Here is a 17,032-nt window from a genome sequence, read left to right as displayed (position 1 = left end):
GGTGGGGGCGGGGTTGTCAAGAGTTGGGCCCGCTTTTGCCCTTCAGGTCGGCGCCGGGGTAGCTCCGGGGAAGGAGCTTCCTTTCCCAGGCGGCCCGGGTGAGCTCTTCCCGGAAGTCGGGGTGGGCGACCTCTATGAGGGCCTTGGCCCTTTCCCGCAAGGAGCGGCCGAAAAGCTCGGCGATACCCCACTCCGTCACCACGTAGTGCACGTCGGCCCGGGTGGTCACCACCCCCGCCCCTGGCCGGAGGTAGGGGACGATGCGGCTATGCCCCTTGGCGGTGGAGGGGAGGGCGATGATGGGCTTGCCCCCCTCGCTCCGGGCCGCTCCCCGGATGAAGTCCAACTGGCCGCCGAAGCCCGAGTAGATGCGGGTGCCGATGGAGTCCGCCACCACCTGGCCCGTGAGGTCCACCTCAATGGCGGAGTTGATGGCCACCATCTTGCGGTTTTGCGCCACCACGAAGGGGTCGTTCACGTAGTCGGCGGGGTGGAGCTCAAAGAGGGGGTTGTCGTGGACGAAGCGGTAAAGCCTTTCCGAGCCCAGGACGAAGGTGCCGATGATCTTGCCCGGGTGGAGGGTCTTCTTGGCCCCGGTGATGAGGCCCTTTTCCCAGGCCTCGAGGACCCCGTCGGAGATCATCTCCGTGTGCACGCCCAAGTCCCGCCGCCCCGAGAGGCTGGCCAAGACGGCGTCGGGGATGGCCCCGATGCCCATCTGCAGGGTGGCCCCGTCCTCAATGAGGCTCGCCACGTGCTCCCCGATTTTCCGCTCCACCTCGCCGAAGCCTTCCCGCTTTAGCTCGGGCAGGGGCCAGTCCACCTCCACGATGGCGGTGAGGCGGGACACGTGGACGAAGGTGTCCCCCAGGGTTCTCGGCATCCTGGGGTTCACCATGGCGATCACGATGGGGGCCGCCTCCACCGCCGCCTTGGTGGCGATCACCTCCACCCCCAAGGAGCAGAAGCCGTGCTCGTCCGGCGGGGATACCTGGATGATGGCGGCGTCCAGGGGCAGGATGCGCCTTTTGAAGAGCCAGGGCACTTGGTGGAGCATGATGGGCACGTAGTCCGCCCGGCCCTGGTTCACCGCTTCCCGGTCCGCCGGGCCCACGAAGAGGGAGCGGCGGCGGAAGTGCCCCTCCATCTCGGGGCTTGCGAAGGGGTCTTCCCCCATCTGGAGGAGGTGGACGAGCTCCACCCCTTCAAGCTCGTCCTTGCGGGCGGCGAGGGCCTTGAGGAGGGGCGTGGGGGTGGCGGCGTTGCCGGAAACGAAGACCCGCATCCCCGAGCGGATGAGGGTCACGGCGTCCTCGGGGGAGGTGAGCTTCTTGCGGTAGCTCATTCTAGGTGGCCTCCTTTCTGGCCCAGGAGGAGGTAGGCCCCTTGGCGCAGGGCGGGGACCTTAAGGGGGTCCTCCTCCACCTGGAGCAGGAAGGGAAGGAGCGTGGCGGTGAGGGCGTGGCTCGCCGTGCGGGGTACCAGGGCGGGGACGTTGGGCAGGCAGAAGTGGGTGACGCCGAGCTCCTGGTAGATGCCAAGTCGGCTCGTTTCCGCCACGCCCCCTTGGTCAATGGCGAAGTCCAAGAGCACCGAGCCCCGGCGCATGCGGGAAAGGAGCTCCCGGCTGAGGAGCACGGGGGCCCTTTCCCCCGGCACCGCCACCGCCCCCACCAGGACGTCGGCGAAGGCCACGTACCGCTCCAGGCGGCTTTGGGTGACCAGGGCGGTGATGGCCCCGGGGGCCTCCCGGCTCGCCTCCTCCAGGGCGGAAAGCTCCTTGTCCAGGAGGTAGACGGAAGCCCCGGCCCCCAGAAAGGCCCGGGCCGCCGCCCGGCCCAGGGTGCCCGCCCCCAGGATGACCACGTCCGCCGGGGGGATGCCGGGGAGGCCGGAGAGGAGCATGCCCGGGCCCAGGGGGGCCTCGAGGAGCCTCCCCGCAATCTGCGGGGCCATGCGCCCGGCGATCTCGCTCATGGCCTTGAGGATGGGGCGCTTGACGCCTTCCCCGATGAGCTCGTAGCCGATGGCGCTAAGGCCCTTTTCCGCCATGGCCTCCAGGAGACCCGTTTCCGCCACCGCCAGGTGCAGGAAGCCCATGAGGGTGGCCCCGGGGCGCAGGAGGGCGATCTCCTCGAGGGTGGGCCGCCCCACCTTGAGCACCACCTCGCCCCGGCCGAAGGCCTCCTCCCGGCTCACCAAGGTGGCCCCTGCCTCCTCGTAGGCCTCGTCCGGGAAGCCCGCCCGTTCCCCGGCCCCCCGCTCCACGTAGACCCGGTGGCCCCGGGCCACGAGCTCCCGCACCCCTTGAGGGGTGAGGGCCACCCGGCCTTCCCGCACCTCCTCCCCAAGCGAAGGGGGGATTTTTAGGCGCGTCCGTTCCTTGGGTAGGCCAAAGTCCATACCGCCTCCTACCCCTGAGCTTACGGCCTTTAGGGGTGGCGGATGTCCCTTGCCCTTCTCATCTCCCCTTGCCCTAGGCTTGGGCCGTGGAGGCCTTTGCGGACTGGCTCTTCGTGGTCCTTTGGGTGGCGGGGGTTCTCCTCACCTTCGTGCCCTTCGTGCCCGCCACCTTGGTGATCCTTTTCGCCGCCTTCGTGCACGAGCTCCTCTTGGGTTTCCGGGAGCTTTCCCTGGGGCTTTGGCTTGGCCTCGGTGCCCTGGCCCTTTTGGCCATGACCCTGGACAACCTGGCGGCCCTCTGGGGGGCCAGGCGCTACGGGGCGGGCCGGGCGGGGTTATGGGGGGCCTTTCTGGGGGGCGTCCTGGGCCTTTTCCTGGGGGTGGTGGGGGTCTTGGTGCTCCCCTTCCTCCTGGCCTTTTTCTTGGAGTACCTGGCGGGCCGAAAGCCGGAGGAGGCCCTGAGGGCCGCCTGGGGCACCCTGGTGGGCCTCATGGGGGGCGTGGTGGCCAAGGTCCTCGTCCACCTGGCCATGGGCCTCTTGGTGGTCCGGGCCGTCTTCTAGCGTATGCTTGAGGGCATGGAGCTTGTCTTCGTCACCCGCCAGGGGTGCGGGCTTTGCGAGAAGGCGGAAAGGGCCCTCTGGACCTTGGGAGTGCCCTACGTCCGCCGGGATGTGGACCAAGACCCGGAGCTTTTCCGCCTCTATACCTTCCGGGTCCCCGTGCTCCTCCTAGGGGATGAGGTGCTTTTGGAGGGGGCTTTTGGGGAAAAGGAGCTCGTGGCCCTGATAAAAGAGCGCCTAAAGGGGTGAGCCATGGACCCCACGATGATCCAGATCGGACCCTTGCGCATCCAGTGGTACGGCTTCCTCCTGACCCTCGCCATCTTTATCGGCTTTGAGCTCGCCAAGCGCCGCCTGAAGGCGTGGGGCTTGGATGCGGAGCGGTTTGAAACCGTGGCCTTTTGGGCGGTGGTCTTTGGGGTGGTGGGGGCCAGGCTCGGCTACGTCCTCACCTCCCCCGGCTACTTCCTGCAAAACCCCCTGGAGGTCCTTTACGTCTGGCATGGGGGGCTTTCCTTCCACGGGGCGGTTTTGGGCGGGGCGCTGGTCTTCTTCTACTACCACCGGAAAAAGGGCTACCCCCTTTGGCCCTACCTGGACGCCGCCACCCCCGGGGTGGCCTTGGGGATCATCGCCGGGCGGATCGGCAACCTCATGAACGGCTCGGACACCGTGGGCCGCCTGACCACCTTGCCCATCGGCTTCACCTGGCCGGAGTGGGCCAAGGGGTTTCCCGGGGTCTGCCCGGGGGTTGACGACATCTCCCAGGTCTACCGGTGCGCCGAGCTCTTAAGGGGGCCCGTCCACCTCACCCAGGTCTACGGGGCCTTGGTGGGGGTTATCCTCCTCCCCCTTTCCCTCTACTGGCTGCGGAAAAACCCCTTCCCCGGCTACGCCTTCTGGAACTTCCTCCTTTGGTATAGCGTCCTCCGCTCCGTCTTGGAAGAGCCTTTCCGCCTGAACCCCCTTTGGCTTCCCGTCTACCGCAACGACGAGCTGGGCATCGGCCTCTTCACCGCCACCCAGGTGGTGAGCCTGCCCCTCATCCTCTTGTCCCTCTACATGCTTAGGCGCCTGGGCCAGGGAAAGGTGGCCTCGGGGTAGCATAGCCTTATGCATGCGCACGTGATCCTGGCCGCAGGGCAGGGGACCAGGATGAAGTCCCGCCTGCCCAAGGTCCTGCACCCCCTTTTGGGCAAGCCCATGCTCCTATACGCCGTGGAAACCGCCTTGGCCCTGGGCCCGGAAAGGCTTGTGGTGGTGGTGGGCCACGGGGCGGAGGAGGTGGAGGCGGCCCTAAGGGGCTACCCGGTGGAGACGGTCCGCCAGGAGGCGCAGCTCGGCACCGCCCACGCTCTCTTGCAGGCGGAGGCTCTCCTTAAGGACTTCGCCGGCCCCTTTTTGGTGACCCAGGGGGATACCCCCCTCCTTTCCCCGGAAACCCTAAAGGCCCTACTGGCCAAGGTGGCGGAAGGGGCGGGGATGGCCCTCCTCACCGTGGAACTGGAAAACCCCACGGGCTATGGCCGCATCCTCAGGGATGGGGAAGACGTGGTGGCCAACGTGGAGGAGAAGGACGCTTCCCCCGAGGTCAGGGCCATCCGGGAGGTGAACGCCGGGGCCTACGCCTTTGACGGCTTCCTCTTCCAGGCCCTCAAGGAGGTGAAAAACGAAAACGCCGCCCAGGAGTACTACCTCCCCGACCTCATCGCCATCTACCGGGCCCACGGCAAGCGGGTGGTGGCGGTGCGGGGCGAGGCGGCGGAGGCTTTGGGGGTGAATACCCGCGAGGAGCTGGCCCGGGTGGAGGGGGTGCTCTTGGCCCGCCTGCGCGCCGAGTGGATGCGAAGGGGCGTGCGCATGGTCCTCCCCGAAACCATCTACCTGGAGCCCTCGGTGGAGCTCGCCCCCGACGTGACCCTCTGGCCTGGGGTGGTGCTTAAGGGGAGGACGCGGATCGGGGAGGGGTGCGAGGTGGGGGCGTACGCCCTCCTGGAGGACACCACCCTGGAACCCGGGGCCAAGGTCCACGCCCACACCGTGGTCCAGGGGGCCCACCTCTTCCCGGGAGCCGACGCCGGGCCCTTGGCCCGGCTCCGCCCCGGGGCGGTGCTCAAGGAGGGGGTCCACGTGGGGAACTTCGTGGAGGTGAAGAATAGCCTCCTCCACCCCGGGGTCAAGGCGGGGCACCTGGCCTACCTGGGGGATGCGGAGGTGGGGGAGGGGACCAACGTGGGGGCGGGGGTCATCACCGCCAACTACGACGGCAAGCGCAAGCACAAGACGCTGATCGGCAAAAACGCCTTCATCGGCTCCAATAGCGTCCTGGTGGCCCCGGTGCGGGTGGGGGATGGGGCCATGGTGGGGGCGGGGAGCGTCATCACCCACGACGTGCCGGAGGACGCCTTGGCCGTGGCCCGGGGGCGGCAGCGGAACCTCGAGGGCTACGCCAAGCGGAAGCGGGAGGAGGGCTAGGGCTTCATTCCTCCTTCAGGAGGGGTGCTAAACTGGGGCTATGAACCTGGGCATGCCGGAAATCCTGGTGATCCTGGTGGTGGCCCTCCTCATCTTCGGGCCCAAGAAGCTTCCTGAGCTGGGCCGCTCCTTGGGCCAGAGCATCCGGGAGTTCAAGCGGGGGGCGCAGGAGATCCGCGAGGAGCTGGAGAAGGCGGTGGACGTGAAGGAAGAGGTGAAGCCTAAGGCGGAGCCCGCCCCGGCCAAGGAGGAGCCCAAAGCTTGAAGGAAGCCCCGTTGGTGGAACACCTGGAGGAGCTTAGGGCCCGGCTCCTCTGGGCGCTTTTGTCCTGGGCGGTGGGCACGGGGGTGGCCTGGTCCTTCCGGGTGCAGCTTTTGGACTGGCTCAAGCGCCCCTTGGACCTGGCGGCCAAGCAGAACGGCATCCAGGTGAACCTCATCGTCCTGGACATCACCGAGCCCTTTTTGGTCTCCTTGAAGGTGGCGGCCTTCGGCGGCCTGGTCCTGGCCTTGCCCTTCATCGTCTACCAGGTCTGGGCCTTCATCGCCCCGGGGCTATACGAGCACGAGAAGCGCTTGGCGGGCCCTTTTCTCTTAGGGGCGGGGTTTAGCTTCGCCCTGGGGGCCCTTTTCGCCTACTACGGCTTCCTGCCCTTCGCCATCCCCTTCCTCTTGGGCTTTCTGGGGGATGTGGTCACCCCCCAGATCTCCATCGGCCGCTACATGGGCCAGGTCCTCATGATGATGACCGTCATGGGCCTGGTCTTTGAGATGCCCGTGGTGAGCTACCTCCTGGCCCGCTTGGGCCTCCTCTCCTCCGCCTTCCTGGCCCGGAACTGGCGGGTGGCCGTGGTCCTCCTCCTCAGCCTGGCGGCGGTCATCACCCCCACGGTGGACGTGGTTTCCCTCTCCATCGTCACCCTGCCCCTTCTCGTCCTCTACTGGGTTTCCGTCCTGGTGGCCCGCTTGGCCGAGCGGCAAAGGCCCAAGGAAGAAGCCGCTTGACACCCGAAGGGGCTTTGCCCCATAGAATAGCCCATGGACGAGCGCATCCTGGCCCTGCGCAAAGAGGTGGACCGGGTGAACCGGGAGTTGCTTCGCCTCCTTTCCGAGCGGGGAAGGCTGGTGCAGGAGATCGGCCGCATCCAGACCGAGCTTGGCCTCCCCCACTACGACCCCAAGCGGGAGGAGGAGATGCTTGCCTACCTCACGGCGGAAAACCCCGGCCCCTTTCCCAACGAAACCATTCGCAAGCTCTTCAAGGAGATCTTCCAGGCGAGCCTGGACCTGGAAGAGCGCCAGGACCAGAAGAAGTTCCTCTACTCCAAAAAGCACAAGCCCGAGCCCACCCGGGTGCGGGTGAAGGGGGTGGTCTTTGGGGAGAGGCCGCTCCTCATCGCCGGGCCCTGCTCCATTGAGTCGGAGGAGCAGATGATGGAAACCGCCCGCTTCCTGGCGGGCCGGGGGGTTAGGGTGCTCCGGGGCGGGGCCTTCAAGCCCAGGACGAGCCCCTACGGCTTCCAGGGCCTGGGCCTCGAGGGCCTAAAGCTTGGCCGCAAGGCGGCGGACGCCTTCGGCATGGTCTTCGTCACCGAGGTCATGGACACCCGGGACGTGGAGCTCGTGGCGGAGTATGCGGACATCCTCCAAGTGGGGGCCCGCAACATGCAGAACTTCGCCCTCCTCAAGGAGGTGGGCCGCGCCGGGAAGCCGGTCCTCCTCAAGCGGGGGCTTTCCGCCACCATGGAGGAGTGGTTCTACGCCGCCGAGTACATCCTTTCCCAAGGAAACGAGCAGGTGATCCTGGCGGAAAGGGGCATCCGCACCTTTGAGCGCTGGACCCGGAACACCCTGGACCTCTCCGCCGTGGCCTTGGCCAAGCAGGAGACCCACCTCCCCGTCGTCGTGGACGTGACCCACGCCGCCGGGCGCACGGACCTCCTCGCCCCCTTGGCCCGGGCGGCCTTGGCCGTGGGGGCGGACGGGGTGCACGTGGAGGTGCACCCGAACCCCAAGGTGGCCCTCTCGGACAACCAGCAGCAGATGGACTTCGCCCAGTTTGACCGCTTCCTGGAGGCCATCCGGGACCTCCTCCCCGAGGGCTAATGGGCCTTTTGGACAACCTCCTCAACGCCTTCCTCAAGGCCACGGACCCCAGGCCCCGCTACACGGAGGCCCGCTGCCTCCTCTACAAGAACAGCGTGGGGGGGTGCGACCGCTGCTACCAGGCCTGTCCCAAGGGGGCGGTGCGTTTGGAGGGGTGGCGGGTGGAGCTGGACGAGGTCCTGTGCACGGGCTGCGGCCTCTGCACGGGGGTCTGCCCCGGCCTCGCCCTGGAGTACCCCTTGGGGGCCATCCAGGAGGCCCTGATCCGAGGGAAGGGACAGCTTCGGTGCTCCAAGGCGGAGGGGAAGGGGGAGGAGGTCCTTTGCCTGGGCCGGCTCACCCCCGGGCTTCTCGCCGAGGCGGGAAGCCGTTTCGGCCGGGTGGTCCTCGCCCGGGGGGACTGCGCCCGTTGCCCCATCGGGGGGCCCTCGGTGCCCGAGCACCTTAGGCGGATGGCGGAAGAGGCCCAGCGCTACTTCCCCGTGGTGGTGGAGGTGCGGGAAGGGGAGCTTCCCGGGGAGAAGGTGGGGAGGCGGGAGCTATTCCAGGCCCTTTTGGGAAGCGCCAAGCGCACCGCCGCTGACCTCGTCCCCGAGCTTCCCCTGCCCCAAGCGCCCGAGGAGGAAAAGGGCCTGCCGGCGGAGCTTCGCCTTCGCCTTCTCGCCGCTTCCCGGGCGGAGGCGGTGGCCTGGCCCAGCATCCGGGTGGAGGAGGGGTGCACCCTCTGCCCGGTCTGCACCAACGTCTGCCCCACGGGGGCGGTCTACCGGGTGCGGGAAGGGGAGGAGTACGTCCTGAGGCTCAGGGTGGAGGCCTGCACCGGGTGCGGGGCCTGCGTGGAAAGCTGCCCGCCCCAGGTGATCCGCCTCGAGGCCGCCCCCAAGGAGGCGCTGGGCCAAGAGCTAGAACTTTTCCGGGGCAAGCCCCCTTGGTACGACCTTTGAACCTGGTATAATCCCCGCCAAGCTATGGATGCGGACGTGGTGGTGGTGGGCGGGGGGCTCGCCGGTCTGGTGGTGGCCACGGAGGTGGCGGCCCGGGGGAAGCGGGTCTTCCTCCTGGAGCAGGAGCCCCACCTGGGGGGGCAGGCCTTCTGGTCCTTTGGGGGGCTTTTCCTCGTGAACTCCCCCGAGCAACGCCGGCTCGGCATCCGGGACTCCGTGGAGCTCGCCTTCCAAGACTGGCTGGGCTCCGCCGGCTACCACCGGGAGGAGGACTACTACGGCCAGCTTTGGGCCCAGGCCTATTTGAGCTTCGCCGCCGGGGAGAAGCGGGCCTGGCTCGCCTCCTTGGGCGTCCGCTTTTTCCCGGTGGTGGGCTGGGCGGAAAGGGGCGGGGGCTTGGCCACGGGGCACGGCAACTCCGTGCCCCGCTTCCACATCGTCTGGGGCACGGGGCCTGGGCTTTTGGAGCCCTTTCTCCGCCGGGTGGAGGCCTTTGCCGCCGAGGGGCGCCTGAGGGTCTTCCTCCGCCACCGGGTGGAGGAGGTCCTGGTGGAAGGGGGGAAGGCGGTGGGGGTGGTGGGGGTGGTCCTGGAGGAGGACCCCAAGCCTCGAGGGGTGCCCACGAGCCGCAAGCCCCTAAGGGACTTCGCCTTCCGCGCCCAGGCGGTGGTCCTGGCCACGGGGGGGATTGGGGCCAACCTGGACCTGGTGCGCCGCTACTGGCCCGAGCGCATGGGGAGGCCCCCAGAGAGGATGCTCGTCGGCGTGCCCGACCACGTGGACGGCTCGGGCCTCTTCCTGGCGGAGCGGGCGGGGGCGCGCCTGGTCAACCTGGACCGCATGTGGCACTACCCCGAGGGGGTGGAGAACCACACCCCCATCTGGACGGGCCACGGCATCCGCATCCTCCCCGGTCCCTCGGCCCTCTGGGTGGACGCCACAGGCAAGCGCCTCCCCCCGCCCCTCTTCCCCGGGTTTGACGCCCTGGAGACCCTGCGCCACCTGCGCCATACCGGTTTTGACTGGAGCTGGTTCATCCTGGACCTGCGCACCCTGAAGAAGGAGTTCGCCCTCTCGGGGTCCGAGCAGAACCCGGACCTCACCGGCAGGCGCTGGCTCCAGGTGATCCAAAACCGCCTTCTGGGCCCCGCCGCCCCCGTGCGGGCCTTTTTGGAGCGGGGAAAGGACTTCCTCGTGGCGGACCACCTTTCCGACCTCCTGCGGAAGATGGACGCCCTGGCTCCCGGGGTTTTGGACCCCGTGCGCCTCGAGAGGGAGGTCAAGGCCCGGGACCTAGAGCTCCTAAACCCCTTCGCCAAGGACAGCCAGATCCTCGCCCTCCACGCCTTCCGCCGCTACCGGGGCGACCGGATTTTCCGGGTGGCCAAGCCCGCCCCCTTCCTTTCGGGGAAAAGCCCCTTGGTGGCGGTGCGCCTTTGGACGCTTACCCGCAAGACCCTGGGGGGCATCCAGACCGACCTCAAGGCCCGGGCCTAACGCCGAGGGGCGAGCCCCTTCCCGGGCTCTTCGCCGTGGGGGAGGCGGCGGGGTTCGGGGGCGGTGGGTTCCACGGCTATAAGGCCTTGGAGGGCACCTTCTTGGGGGGGTGTCTCTTCACGGGGCGCCAGGCGGCCAGGGCGCTTCTGGAGGGGCTAGAATAGCCCCATGCGGCTTCACCACGTGGGCATCGCCGTGGAGGACCTGGAGAAGGCCAAGGGGCGCTACCTCCTTTTGGGCTACCGGGTGGTGGCGGAAGGGGAGGTTCCGGCGCAAGGGGTGCGGGTGGCCCTCCTTAGGGGGGAAGGGGAGGCCCTTTTGGAGCTCCTCGCTCCCCTGGGGCCCGAAACCCCCGTGGGCCGCTTCCTGGCCAAGCGGGGGCCTGGCCTCCACCACCTGGCCTTCGCCACGCCCGATATTGAAGGGGAGCTCGCCCGGCTGAAGGCGGCGGGGGCGAAGCTTATTGACGAGGCGCCTAGGCCCGGCTTTGGGGGGCACAGGGTGGCCTTCCTCCACCCCTCCTTTGGCCTTGGGGTCCTTTGGGAGCTGGTGGAGGCCTAGTGCGCCCCCTTTTCCTCCTCTTGGCTCTCCTCCACATGGGCCTCCTCTGGTGGCTTTCGGACCAGCCCCAAACCGGGCTTGGGCTTCCCCACCCCTGGGACAAGGGGGCCCACTTCCTGGCCTACGCCCTCTTGGGCCTTCTCCTGCGCTTGGGCCTAGGCCGCTTTCCCTGGGCCTTTCTCCTGGGGGCGGCCTACGGGGTGGTGGACGAGTACCACCAAAGCTTCATCCCCGGCCGGGAGGCCTTCGGCCTAGACCTGGTGGCGGACGCCTTGGGGGCCTTTTTCGGGGCTAAAGCGGGGGGTAGATGGGAAGCTCCAAAAACCTCCCGCCCCTAGCCGAGGCGGCCCGCACGATGGCCTCCGCCACCAGTTCGGGGGCGATCCAGCGGCTCGGGTCCGCCTCGGGCATGGCCCGGCGGTTGGCCTCGGTGTCCAGGGTGCCCATGGGGTAGACCACGAGGAAGCGCACCCCCTCCACCTCCCCTTGGAGGGATTTCAGAAGGCTCGCCAGGGCGGTTTTGGCCATGGCGTAGAGGGCCCGGCCGGGGCCCGCCCCCGTCCAGGCGGGGCCGGCGGCGATGGCGGCGAAGAAGCCTTCCCCCCGCCTTTCCATGTAGGGGAGGACGGCCTTTAGGAGGTTGTAGGCGGTGCGGAGGTTGAGGTCTAGCATCCAGTCGTAGAGTCCCGGGTCGGAGTCCAAAAAGCGCCCGGCGGCGAAGCCGCCCACGGTGTGCACCGCGCCGTAGAGGGGGGCTTCCCGCTCCACGAAGCGGGCCAAGGCCTCGGCCTCCTCGAGGCGGGTGAGGTCGGCCACGAAGGTCTTAGCCCCCACCTTCTCCGCCCTCTCCGCCATGCGCTCAAGCCGGGGGTCGGAGAGGAAGAGCCTCGCTCCCGCCTGATGGAGGGCGGGGATAAGGGCCCGGGCCAGGGCCCCGCCCGCTCCCGTGACCAAGAAGGCTTTTCCTTGGAGCATGGCTTCATTCTACGGGGATGAAGGCGAGGGCGTTGGGGCTAAACCCCATGGAGGCGGTCGCTTGGGGATAGGTGGGGAGGGGGTTTTGCTGGAGATCGTAGACCTCCAGGAAGCTCCCCCGGGCCAGGTAGAGGTAGGCGTCCTGGCCCACGGCGGCGGCGGCGTAGGCGGTATAGGCGTTCCGCGCCCCCGAGTCCCGGGGGGAGAGGACCCGGAAGCCTTGGCCATAGGCCACCAGGCCCTGCACGGGGTCCAGGGCCAGGCGGACGGGGCCTGGGAAAAGCCCGAGGCTTTGCGAGGTGGGGTTTTCCACCCCGTTCCAGGCGAGGAAAAGGGTGTCCGTGGCCGTGCGGCCCGCCCCTAAAAGCCTTCCCCCCGGGTCCAGGCGGAGCTCGGTGGGGGTGAGGCTCGGGAGGGAAACCTCTTGGAAGGGGGTGCCCGTGGGATCTGCGGCGGGGCGGTAGCCCAGGGTCCCTTCCGCGAGGTAGGCGAGGAGGTCTAACCCCCCTTGGGGGAAGAGGGCGAGGCGCACCCCAGAAGGAAGCCCCGTGAGGTCGGCCTCCCTTGGGCTTCCCAGGTCGGGGAGGGCGAAGAGGAAGGCCCGGTTGGCCCCTGGGCAGTGGGCCAGGGCCTGGTTCGCCCCCAGGCGCAGGTAGCCCCCGGTGCAGTCCACCCCCAAGGAGGCCGTGGCCGGGGTGCCCTGGGGGGCGGCGCTTTCCGTGAAGCCCGCCGTGGGGTAGGCCTCGAGGCGGTCGGGGAAGAGGAGGAAAAGCCTTCGGAAGGCGTTGCTGTAGGCCAGGTCTTGGAGGTTCGGGGCAGTCCAGGTGGCCACGGGGCTTCCCGTGCCCCGTTGCAGGTCCGAGGCCTTATAGAAGTGCACCTCCCCGCTTCCTCCCGCCGCCACCAGGGCGGGCAAGGGGGGTTCTTGGCTTCCCGTGCAGGCGGCCAGGACCAGGGTTAGGAGGAAGAAAAGCCTTCTCACGGAAGACCTCCCAAGCGCACGCCCTCCTCGCCCATGAGGACCTCCGCCGCCTGGCCCCCGTAGAGGAAGGCCAGGCGCACCTCGCCCTTGGCGGCGTCCAGGGTGTAGCGCAAGGCCCAGCAACACCGGTCTAAGGTAAGGATAAACTTGGGCCTTAGCGTTTCTCCCGGCAGGTCCTGCGTGAGGAGGGCGGTGAGGTGGAGTTTGGTGTTCTCCCGGCCCAGGAAGGTGAGGGTGGGGCCGAAGGCCCTTAAGGCCAGGGTGTACCCTTCGGGCCTAGTGGGCTGGCGGAGGTAGCTTAGGCTTCCCGAGAGGGAAAGCCCCGGAAGCACCCCTTCGTCCAGGGGGATGGGTTGCCAAAGTTCCACGCCCCCGCTAAAGGTGGCGTCCTTCAGGTAAATCTCCCGATCCTGCACCTCCGGGAGGTGAAGGTTCGCCCCAAAGCGAAAGCCTGCTTCAGGCAGGGCCTGGGAGAGGGAAAGCCGGAGGTTGGTCCCTCGAGGCCCCTCCTGGAAGCGGCCCGAAAGGAGAAGGTCCAGAAGGGGCCCCGGGGCCACCCCCGTGCGGAAGCCCAGGGCGTAGCCCAGGGCCTCCCGGTCCAGGGTGGCCTGGAGGGAGAGGCTTTGGGGGCCCAGGATGGCCTGGCCTTGGAGGGAAAGGGTATCCTTCTGCCAGTCCCGCCGGCCCTGGAGGGTGTAGGCGTCCCCGCTTTCCCTGAGGGCGAAGGTGAGGTCGGTGGTGAGGGCTCCTTCCCCGTTTAGGCCGTGGCGGTGGGTGAGGGAGAGGCTTCCCGCCGGCAGGGCGTAGGCCCCCTGGAGGGTGAGGGGGTCAAAGCGGGCCTTGGCATGGTCGTAGCGGAGGCTTGCCCGGAGGGAGAAGGGGTAGGGGGTGAGGCTGGCCTCGGCCTGGGTTTCCAGGGGGCCTTCCTCCTCCAGGCCCCGCTTGTGGTAGAGCCGCAGGGCGTACCCCGGGTCCTGGAGCCTCGCCTCGGCCTCGAGGGGGAGGTACCTGTTCCCCTCCAGGTCCCGCCCCCCCTTGAGGCTTAGGGAAAAGGGCCTTTCCTGGAAGCCCAGGGCCAGGGTGGCCTGGTGGCTTCGCCGGGTGGGGAGGGCGTCAAAGCGGAAGGGGCTTTCCCCCTCCTGGACGCTCCGCCCGTAGGCCCCTTCCAGGCTAAAGCCCCCAAGGGTTTGGCGGAGGCTAACGCTTAGGCTCCAGTCCACCTGCCGCTCGTACTCCCCATCGGGGTTTTGCGTGGTGTAGTAGAAGCCCCGGAAGCGGCCCTCCGCCCGGAGCGCGCCCCCAGGCCAGGGGCTCAAGGCGAGGCTTTCCGCATGGGCAAAAAGGGCCCTCCCCGCCTCGGCGTAGGGCCCTAGGGCGCGGGCCGAGCGGTTTAGGGGGTTGGTCTCCGCCAGGTAGCGGCCCACCGTAAGGCTTGCCTGGAGGCTAAAGGGGCCTTCCCGGAAGGTGGGGGACTGGACCTCGAGCTCGGGGAGGCGTTGCAGGGTGCGGGGGGGCGGGGTGCTTTCGTCGTGGTCCAGGAAGCCCTCGAGCCTTAGGGCGTAGCGGAGGTCCTGGGGGGTAGGGGTGCCGGGAAGGAGGGCTTCTAGGCGGAAGCGGGAAAGCTTCTCCCGGGTGTCGTCCCGCTCCAGGAGGGCCGTGAGGGAAAACTCCCGCTTCTTCAGGGCGTACTCCCCCCGGTACTGGAAGGTGTCCGGTGGGGTGTGGAGGAAGAAGTAGCGCTCCTTGGCCTCCCCCACGCCCTGGTGGTCAAAGCCGAGGCCAAACCCCCGTCCCTGGTAGTAGCGGAAAAGGGTGTACCCGAGGCCGAAGGCGGCCACATAGGGTAGGTCGGCCTTGAAGAAGAACCCCCCCTCGTCCTGGCCCACCTCCAGCCGGGGCCGCCTTTCCGAGAGGTAGAGGAGGAGCACGGGAAGCTCCAAGAGGGGTTCTTCCCGCCAGAGGAGGACCACCCCCCGGGCCACCACCCGGTCCCCCGGGTACAGGACGATCTCCCGGGCGCGGAAGGCGTAGTCCGGCACCTCCTGGCCGCAGGAGGCGCAAGGGGTGGCGTAGCCCCTTTCCAGGAGGATGGCCCCCGCCGCCCGTTGGCAAAGGGGTCCGGTGAGGAGGAGGTCCTTGGCCTCTATGCGCACGGAGAGGGCGTCAAAGCTCTCGTCCTTCAGGTCCACCTGGAGCTCTTCCGCCTCAATGAGCCGGCCCTCCTTGTCCCGGTAGCGCACCTTCCCCGAGAGGTAAAGGAGCCTCCGGGCGCGAAAGTAGGTGACCCGCTCCGCCTCTAAAGCCTCCCCGTTCCGCTCCAGGCGCACGGGGCTTCCTACGAGGACGTAGACCTCCTCTCCCCCTTCTTCCCGTAGCTCCAGCCTCTCCGCCTCCAGGACCTTGAGGACGTTCTCCTCCGCCCAGGCGAAGGGGAGGAGGAAGAGGAGGAGGAGGGCCCACCTCACCTTCTACCCCCGAGGAAAAGGAGGAGCCCGAGGAGGCCGTAGACCAGGATGGGCCCCCAGGCGGCGAGGATGGGGTCCAGGGCGTTCTGCTCCCCCATGATGCGCCCCACGCTCCAGGTGGCGTAGTAGAAGAAGGTGAGGACCGCCACCCCCACGAGCCCCAGGCTCCGGCTCCCCCCGAGGAGGTAGAAGGCGAGCCCCGTGGCGAAGAGGGCGAAGACCAGGGCGGCGGCGGGCTCGGCGAAGCGGCGGTAGTAGGTGGTGGCCTCGAGGCCCGCCCGCACCCCCTGGGCCCGAAGCCTCTGGACCTCCTGCCGGAGCTCGGCCAGGGTCATCCGGTTCGCCGGGTTCTGCCAGGGCTCAAAGGTGAGGTCCTTGAGCACCAGCTCCCCCCGCCGGAAGCGGGTCAGGGTGCGGGGGCGGTCCCCTTCGTAGGTGAGGCGCTTCCCCTCCTCCACCCTTAGCACCCCCCCTTGGAAGCTCCCCTTTTCCGCCAACAGGACCTCCTCCCGGGAAACCACCCGGAGCTTCCCAATCCTATCCCCCGCCACCTCCCCCACGTACACCACCCGGCCCTTTGCGTCCTGGAAGGTGGCCCCGGGGGTGAGGAGGGTGCGGGGCCTTTCCAGGACCTGCCGCCTCAGGAGGTCCTGCCCCTGGGCGAGCGCCCTAGGCACCAGGCTTTCCCCCAGGAGAAAGGTGAAGAGGGCCACGCCGCTTCCCAAAAGCAGAAAGGGTAAGAGCACCCGCTCCCGCCGCACGCCTAGGGCCAGGAGGGCTTTGAGCTCCGAGTCCTCCGCCATACGGGAAAGGAGGAGCAAAAGGGCGAAGAGGTAGGCCACCGGGGCCCCCCGGGCCACGGCCTCCGGGGTGCGGTAGAGGAGGTAGGCAAGGAGGGTGTAGGGGTCAGCCCCCTTGGCCACCAGGGGGGCCAGGACCTCGTAGACCGCCCCCGCCAGGAAGAGGAGGACGATGAAGAGGAGGCCCAGGCCGAAAAGCCCCAAGGCTTCCCGGAGAAGGTAGCGGTCCAGGGTCTTCACCGTAGCCTCCAGGTGAGGAAAAGGGCCAAGGCCCCGTAGAAGAGGTTGGGCAGGTGGGCCAGGAGGGGGCTCACGTCGTAGCGGGCGAGCTGGGCGCTCAGGGTCCAGAGCACGTAGTAGCCGAAGATGAGGAGGACCACGGCCAAAAAGGCCCAGGCCGCCTCCCGGAAGGAAAGGCCCAGAGCCGCTGCCACCCAGCCCAGAAAGAGGGCCCCCAGGGCGTCCGCCAGGCGGCGGTGCAGGGCGAAGCGGGCCGAGGCCTCCACCTTCCCCCGTTCCCAAAGCTCCCTTAGGGTGGTGGTGTCGTAGGGGTCGCGGGAGCCCAGGCTTTCCTTGGGGCGGAAGCTTGCGGGGAAGGGGAGGGTGCCCTGGAAGGCCCGCACCTCCTCGCCCTCCAGCACGTGGCCCTTGAGGTGCCAGCCCGTGTTGTCCCACACGCCTTCGGCGGCGCTATAGACCCTGCCCTCCCCGTCCACCACCCGCACCCCATACAGGCGGTTCGCCGCCCCCTCGGGGTGGATCTCCTCGGTGTAGTACACCCCAAGGCCCGGGGGGGCGTAAAGCTCCTTGCGCAGAACCCCGCTTAGGGCTCCTTCCCCGTAGAGGAGGCGGGAAAGCGCAGCGTCGTAGGCCTCGAGGGCCCTGGGCCTCACCTCCGCCAGGTTCGCCAGGTTCAAAAGGGCGATGAAGAGGGAAAGGAGAAGGAGGGGCCGGAGAAGGGCCCAAGGGGGCACCCCCCCGGCGTAGGCCGCCTTGAGCTCCGACCCCCGGATCAGGCGGGATAGCCCCACCAAGAGGGCGAAGACGAGGCCCAGGGGCAAGGCCAGGCTCAGGGTCCAGGGGAGACGGAAGAGGATGAGGCGGAGGATATCCTCCGCCCCCGCCCCCCGGCTGAGGAGGACCCCCGAGAGGCTGGAGAGGAGGTCAAAGGTGAGGAGGGCGACGAAGAGGAGCACCCCCACCAGGAAGGGGAGGAGCACCTCCCGCAGCACGTAGCGGCCCAACACCCGGCCAAGTATAC

Annotated in this window: 17 protein-coding genes and 1 pseudogene; 11 read left to right on the top strand and 7 right to left on the bottom strand. The window is 68.5% G+C overall.

Annotation, left to right across the window (positions count from 1 at the left end):
* Positions 1-16: 16 nt before the first annotated feature.
* Together L0C60_RS09475 and L0C60_RS09470 are read right to left on the bottom strand one after the other, a co-directional pair.
* Positions 17-1,345: an acetyl-CoA hydrolase/transferase family protein gene (locus L0C60_RS09475; RefSeq protein WP_234508410.1), complete on the bottom strand. Its 1,329-nt coding sequence runs from the start codon at positions 1,343-1,345 to the stop codon at positions 17-19.
* Positions 1,342-2,403, bottom strand: a complete 1,062-nt coding sequence (locus L0C60_RS09470; protein WP_243092696.1) for an alanine dehydrogenase — start codon at positions 2,401-2,403, stop codon at positions 1,342-1,344. Before L0C60_RS09470 ends, L0C60_RS09475 begins: the two co-directional genes overlap by 4 nt.
* An 86-nt stretch (positions 2,404-2,489) precedes the next feature.
* On the opposite strand from L0C60_RS09470, the gene L0C60_RS09465 reads away from it, so the two are divergent.
* From L0C60_RS09465 to L0C60_RS09415, 11 genes and pseudogenes are all read left to right on the top strand, one after another.
* The gene (locus L0C60_RS09465; protein WP_234508407.1) at positions 2,490-2,966 is read left to right on the top strand and encodes a DUF456 domain-containing protein; all 477 of its coding nucleotides are present in this window, start codon (positions 2,490-2,492) and stop codon (positions 2,964-2,966) included.
* Between the two features lie 3 nt (positions 2,967-2,969).
* Complete coding sequence (locus L0C60_RS09460; RefSeq protein WP_234508405.1) at positions 2,970-3,215, top strand: glutaredoxin family protein; 246 nt, start codon at positions 2,970-2,972, stop codon at positions 3,213-3,215.
* A gap of 15 nt (positions 3,216-3,230) precedes the next feature.
* A complete protein-coding gene (lgt, locus tag L0C60_RS09455) occupies positions 3,231-4,070 on the top strand; it encodes a prolipoprotein diacylglyceryl transferase (protein WP_234508463.1) in 840 nt (279 codons plus the stop codon).
* 9 nt (positions 4,071-4,079) lie between these two features.
* A complete protein-coding gene (gene glmU / locus L0C60_RS09450) occupies positions 4,080-5,441 on the top strand; it encodes a bifunctional UDP-N-acetylglucosamine diphosphorylase/glucosamine-1-phosphate N-acetyltransferase GlmU (protein WP_234508403.1) in 1,362 nt (453 codons plus the stop codon).
* Positions 5,442-5,481: 40 nt separating this feature from the next.
* Positions 5,482-5,706 carry a TatA/E family twin arginine-targeting protein translocase gene (locus L0C60_RS09445; RefSeq protein ID WP_234508401.1) on the top strand — a complete coding sequence of 75 codons (225 nt, stop codon included), beginning with the start codon at positions 5,482-5,484 and terminating at the stop codon, positions 5,704-5,706.
* Positions 5,703-6,446, top strand: a complete 744-nt coding sequence (gene tatC / locus L0C60_RS09440) for a twin-arginine translocase subunit TatC (RefSeq protein WP_234508399.1) — start codon at positions 5,703-5,705, stop codon at positions 6,444-6,446. The genes L0C60_RS09445 and tatC overlap by 4 nt, the downstream gene beginning before the upstream one ends.
* Positions 6,447-6,479: 33 nt before the next feature.
* Entirely contained in the window at positions 6,480-7,547 is a 1,068-nt protein-coding gene (locus L0C60_RS09435) for a bifunctional 3-deoxy-7-phosphoheptulonate synthase/chorismate mutase (RefSeq protein ID WP_234508397.1), read from the top strand.
* The gene (locus L0C60_RS09430; protein WP_234508395.1) at positions 7,547-8,491 is read left to right on the top strand and encodes a 4Fe-4S binding protein; all 945 of its coding nucleotides are present in this window, start codon (positions 7,547-7,549) and stop codon (positions 8,489-8,491) included. The genes L0C60_RS09435 and L0C60_RS09430 overlap by 1 nt, the downstream gene beginning before the upstream one ends.
* 24 nt (positions 8,492-8,515) lie before the next feature.
* Positions 8,516-10,152, top strand: a pseudogene (locus L0C60_RS09425) (FAD-binding dehydrogenase).
* A gap of 4 nt (positions 10,153-10,156) precedes the next feature.
* Positions 10,157-10,549 (top strand): methylmalonyl-CoA epimerase, encoded by a 393-nt coding sequence (gene mce / locus L0C60_RS09420; protein WP_234508392.1) that lies wholly within the window; start codon positions 10,157-10,159, stop codon positions 10,547-10,549.
* On the top strand, positions 10,549-10,887 hold the full coding sequence (locus tag L0C60_RS09415) for a VanZ family protein (RefSeq protein WP_234508390.1): 339 nt from the start codon (positions 10,549-10,551) through the stop codon (positions 10,885-10,887). Before mce ends, L0C60_RS09415 begins: the two co-directional genes overlap by 1 nt.
* On the opposite strand, the gene L0C60_RS09410 is transcribed toward L0C60_RS09415, so the two are convergent.
* From L0C60_RS09410 to L0C60_RS09390, 5 genes are read right to left on the bottom strand one after another with little or no spacing between them, the layout of a single operon-like run.
* On the bottom strand, positions 10,841-11,524 hold the full coding sequence (locus L0C60_RS09410) for an SDR family NAD(P)-dependent oxidoreductase (protein ID WP_243092695.1): 684 nt from the start codon (positions 11,522-11,524) through the stop codon (positions 10,841-10,843). The genes L0C60_RS09415 and L0C60_RS09410 overlap by 47 nt on opposite strands.
* Positions 11,525-11,528: 4 nt before the next feature.
* Complete coding sequence (locus L0C60_RS09405) at positions 11,529-12,506, bottom strand: hypothetical protein (RefSeq protein ID WP_234508386.1); 978 nt, start codon at positions 12,504-12,506, stop codon at positions 11,529-11,531.
* The gene (locus L0C60_RS09400) at positions 12,503-14,971 is read right to left on the bottom strand and encodes an LPS-assembly protein LptD (RefSeq protein WP_234508384.1); all 2,469 of its coding nucleotides are present in this window, start codon (positions 14,969-14,971) and stop codon (positions 12,503-12,505) included. Before L0C60_RS09400 ends, L0C60_RS09405 begins: the two co-directional genes overlap by 4 nt.
* Positions 14,968-16,011: an LptF/LptG family permease gene (locus L0C60_RS09395; protein ID WP_234508382.1), complete on the bottom strand. Its 1,044-nt coding sequence runs from the start codon at positions 16,009-16,011 to the stop codon at positions 14,968-14,970. The genes L0C60_RS09400 and L0C60_RS09395 overlap by 4 nt, the downstream gene beginning before the upstream one ends.
* On the bottom strand, positions 16,008-17,018 hold the full coding sequence (locus L0C60_RS09390) for an LptF/LptG family permease (protein WP_234508380.1): 1,011 nt from the start codon (positions 17,016-17,018) through the stop codon (positions 16,008-16,010). Before L0C60_RS09390 ends, L0C60_RS09395 begins: the two co-directional genes overlap by 4 nt.
* Positions 17,019-17,032: the final 14 nt, after the last annotated feature.

The sequence above is a fragment of the Thermus hydrothermalis genome (assembly GCF_022760925.1).
Classification (GTDB): Bacteria; Deinococcota; Deinococci; order Deinococcales; family Thermaceae; genus Thermus; species Thermus hydrothermalis.
This window is presented reverse-complemented; position numbering and strand designations above follow the sequence as displayed.

Excerpts from the sequence above, each read along its gene's own strand:
- L0C60_RS09475 (WP_234508410.1), bottom strand. The coding sequence starts at position 1,345 with ATGAGCTACCGCAAGAAGCTCACCTCCCCCGAGGACGCCGTGACCCTC.
- L0C60_RS09470 (WP_243092696.1), bottom strand. The coding sequence starts at position 2,403 with ATGGACTTTGGCCTACCCAAGGAACGGACGCGCCTAAAAATCCCCCCT.
- L0C60_RS09460 (WP_234508405.1), top strand. The coding sequence starts at position 2,970 with ATGCTTGAGGGCATGGAGCTTGTCTTCGTCACCCGCCAGGGGTGCGGG.
- lgt (WP_234508463.1), top strand. The coding sequence starts at position 3,231 with ATGATCCAGATCGGACCCTTGCGCATCCAGTGGTACGGCTTCCTCCTG.
- glmU (WP_234508403.1), top strand. The coding sequence starts at position 4,080 with ATGCATGCGCACGTGATCCTGGCCGCAGGGCAGGGGACCAGGATGAAG.
- L0C60_RS09445 (WP_234508401.1), top strand. The coding sequence starts at position 5,482 with ATGAACCTGGGCATGCCGGAAATCCTGGTGATCCTGGTGGTGGCCCTC.
- L0C60_RS09435 (WP_234508397.1), top strand. The coding sequence starts at position 6,480 with ATGGACGAGCGCATCCTGGCCCTGCGCAAAGAGGTGGACCGGGTGAAC.
- L0C60_RS09430 (WP_234508395.1), top strand. The coding sequence starts at position 7,547 with ATGGGCCTTTTGGACAACCTCCTCAACGCCTTCCTCAAGGCCACGGAC.
- mce (WP_234508392.1), top strand. The coding sequence starts at position 10,157 with ATGCGGCTTCACCACGTGGGCATCGCCGTGGAGGACCTGGAGAAGGCC.
- L0C60_RS09410 (WP_243092695.1), bottom strand. The coding sequence starts at position 11,524 with ATGCTCCAAGGAAAAGCCTTCTTGGTCACGGGAGCGGGCGGGGCCCTG.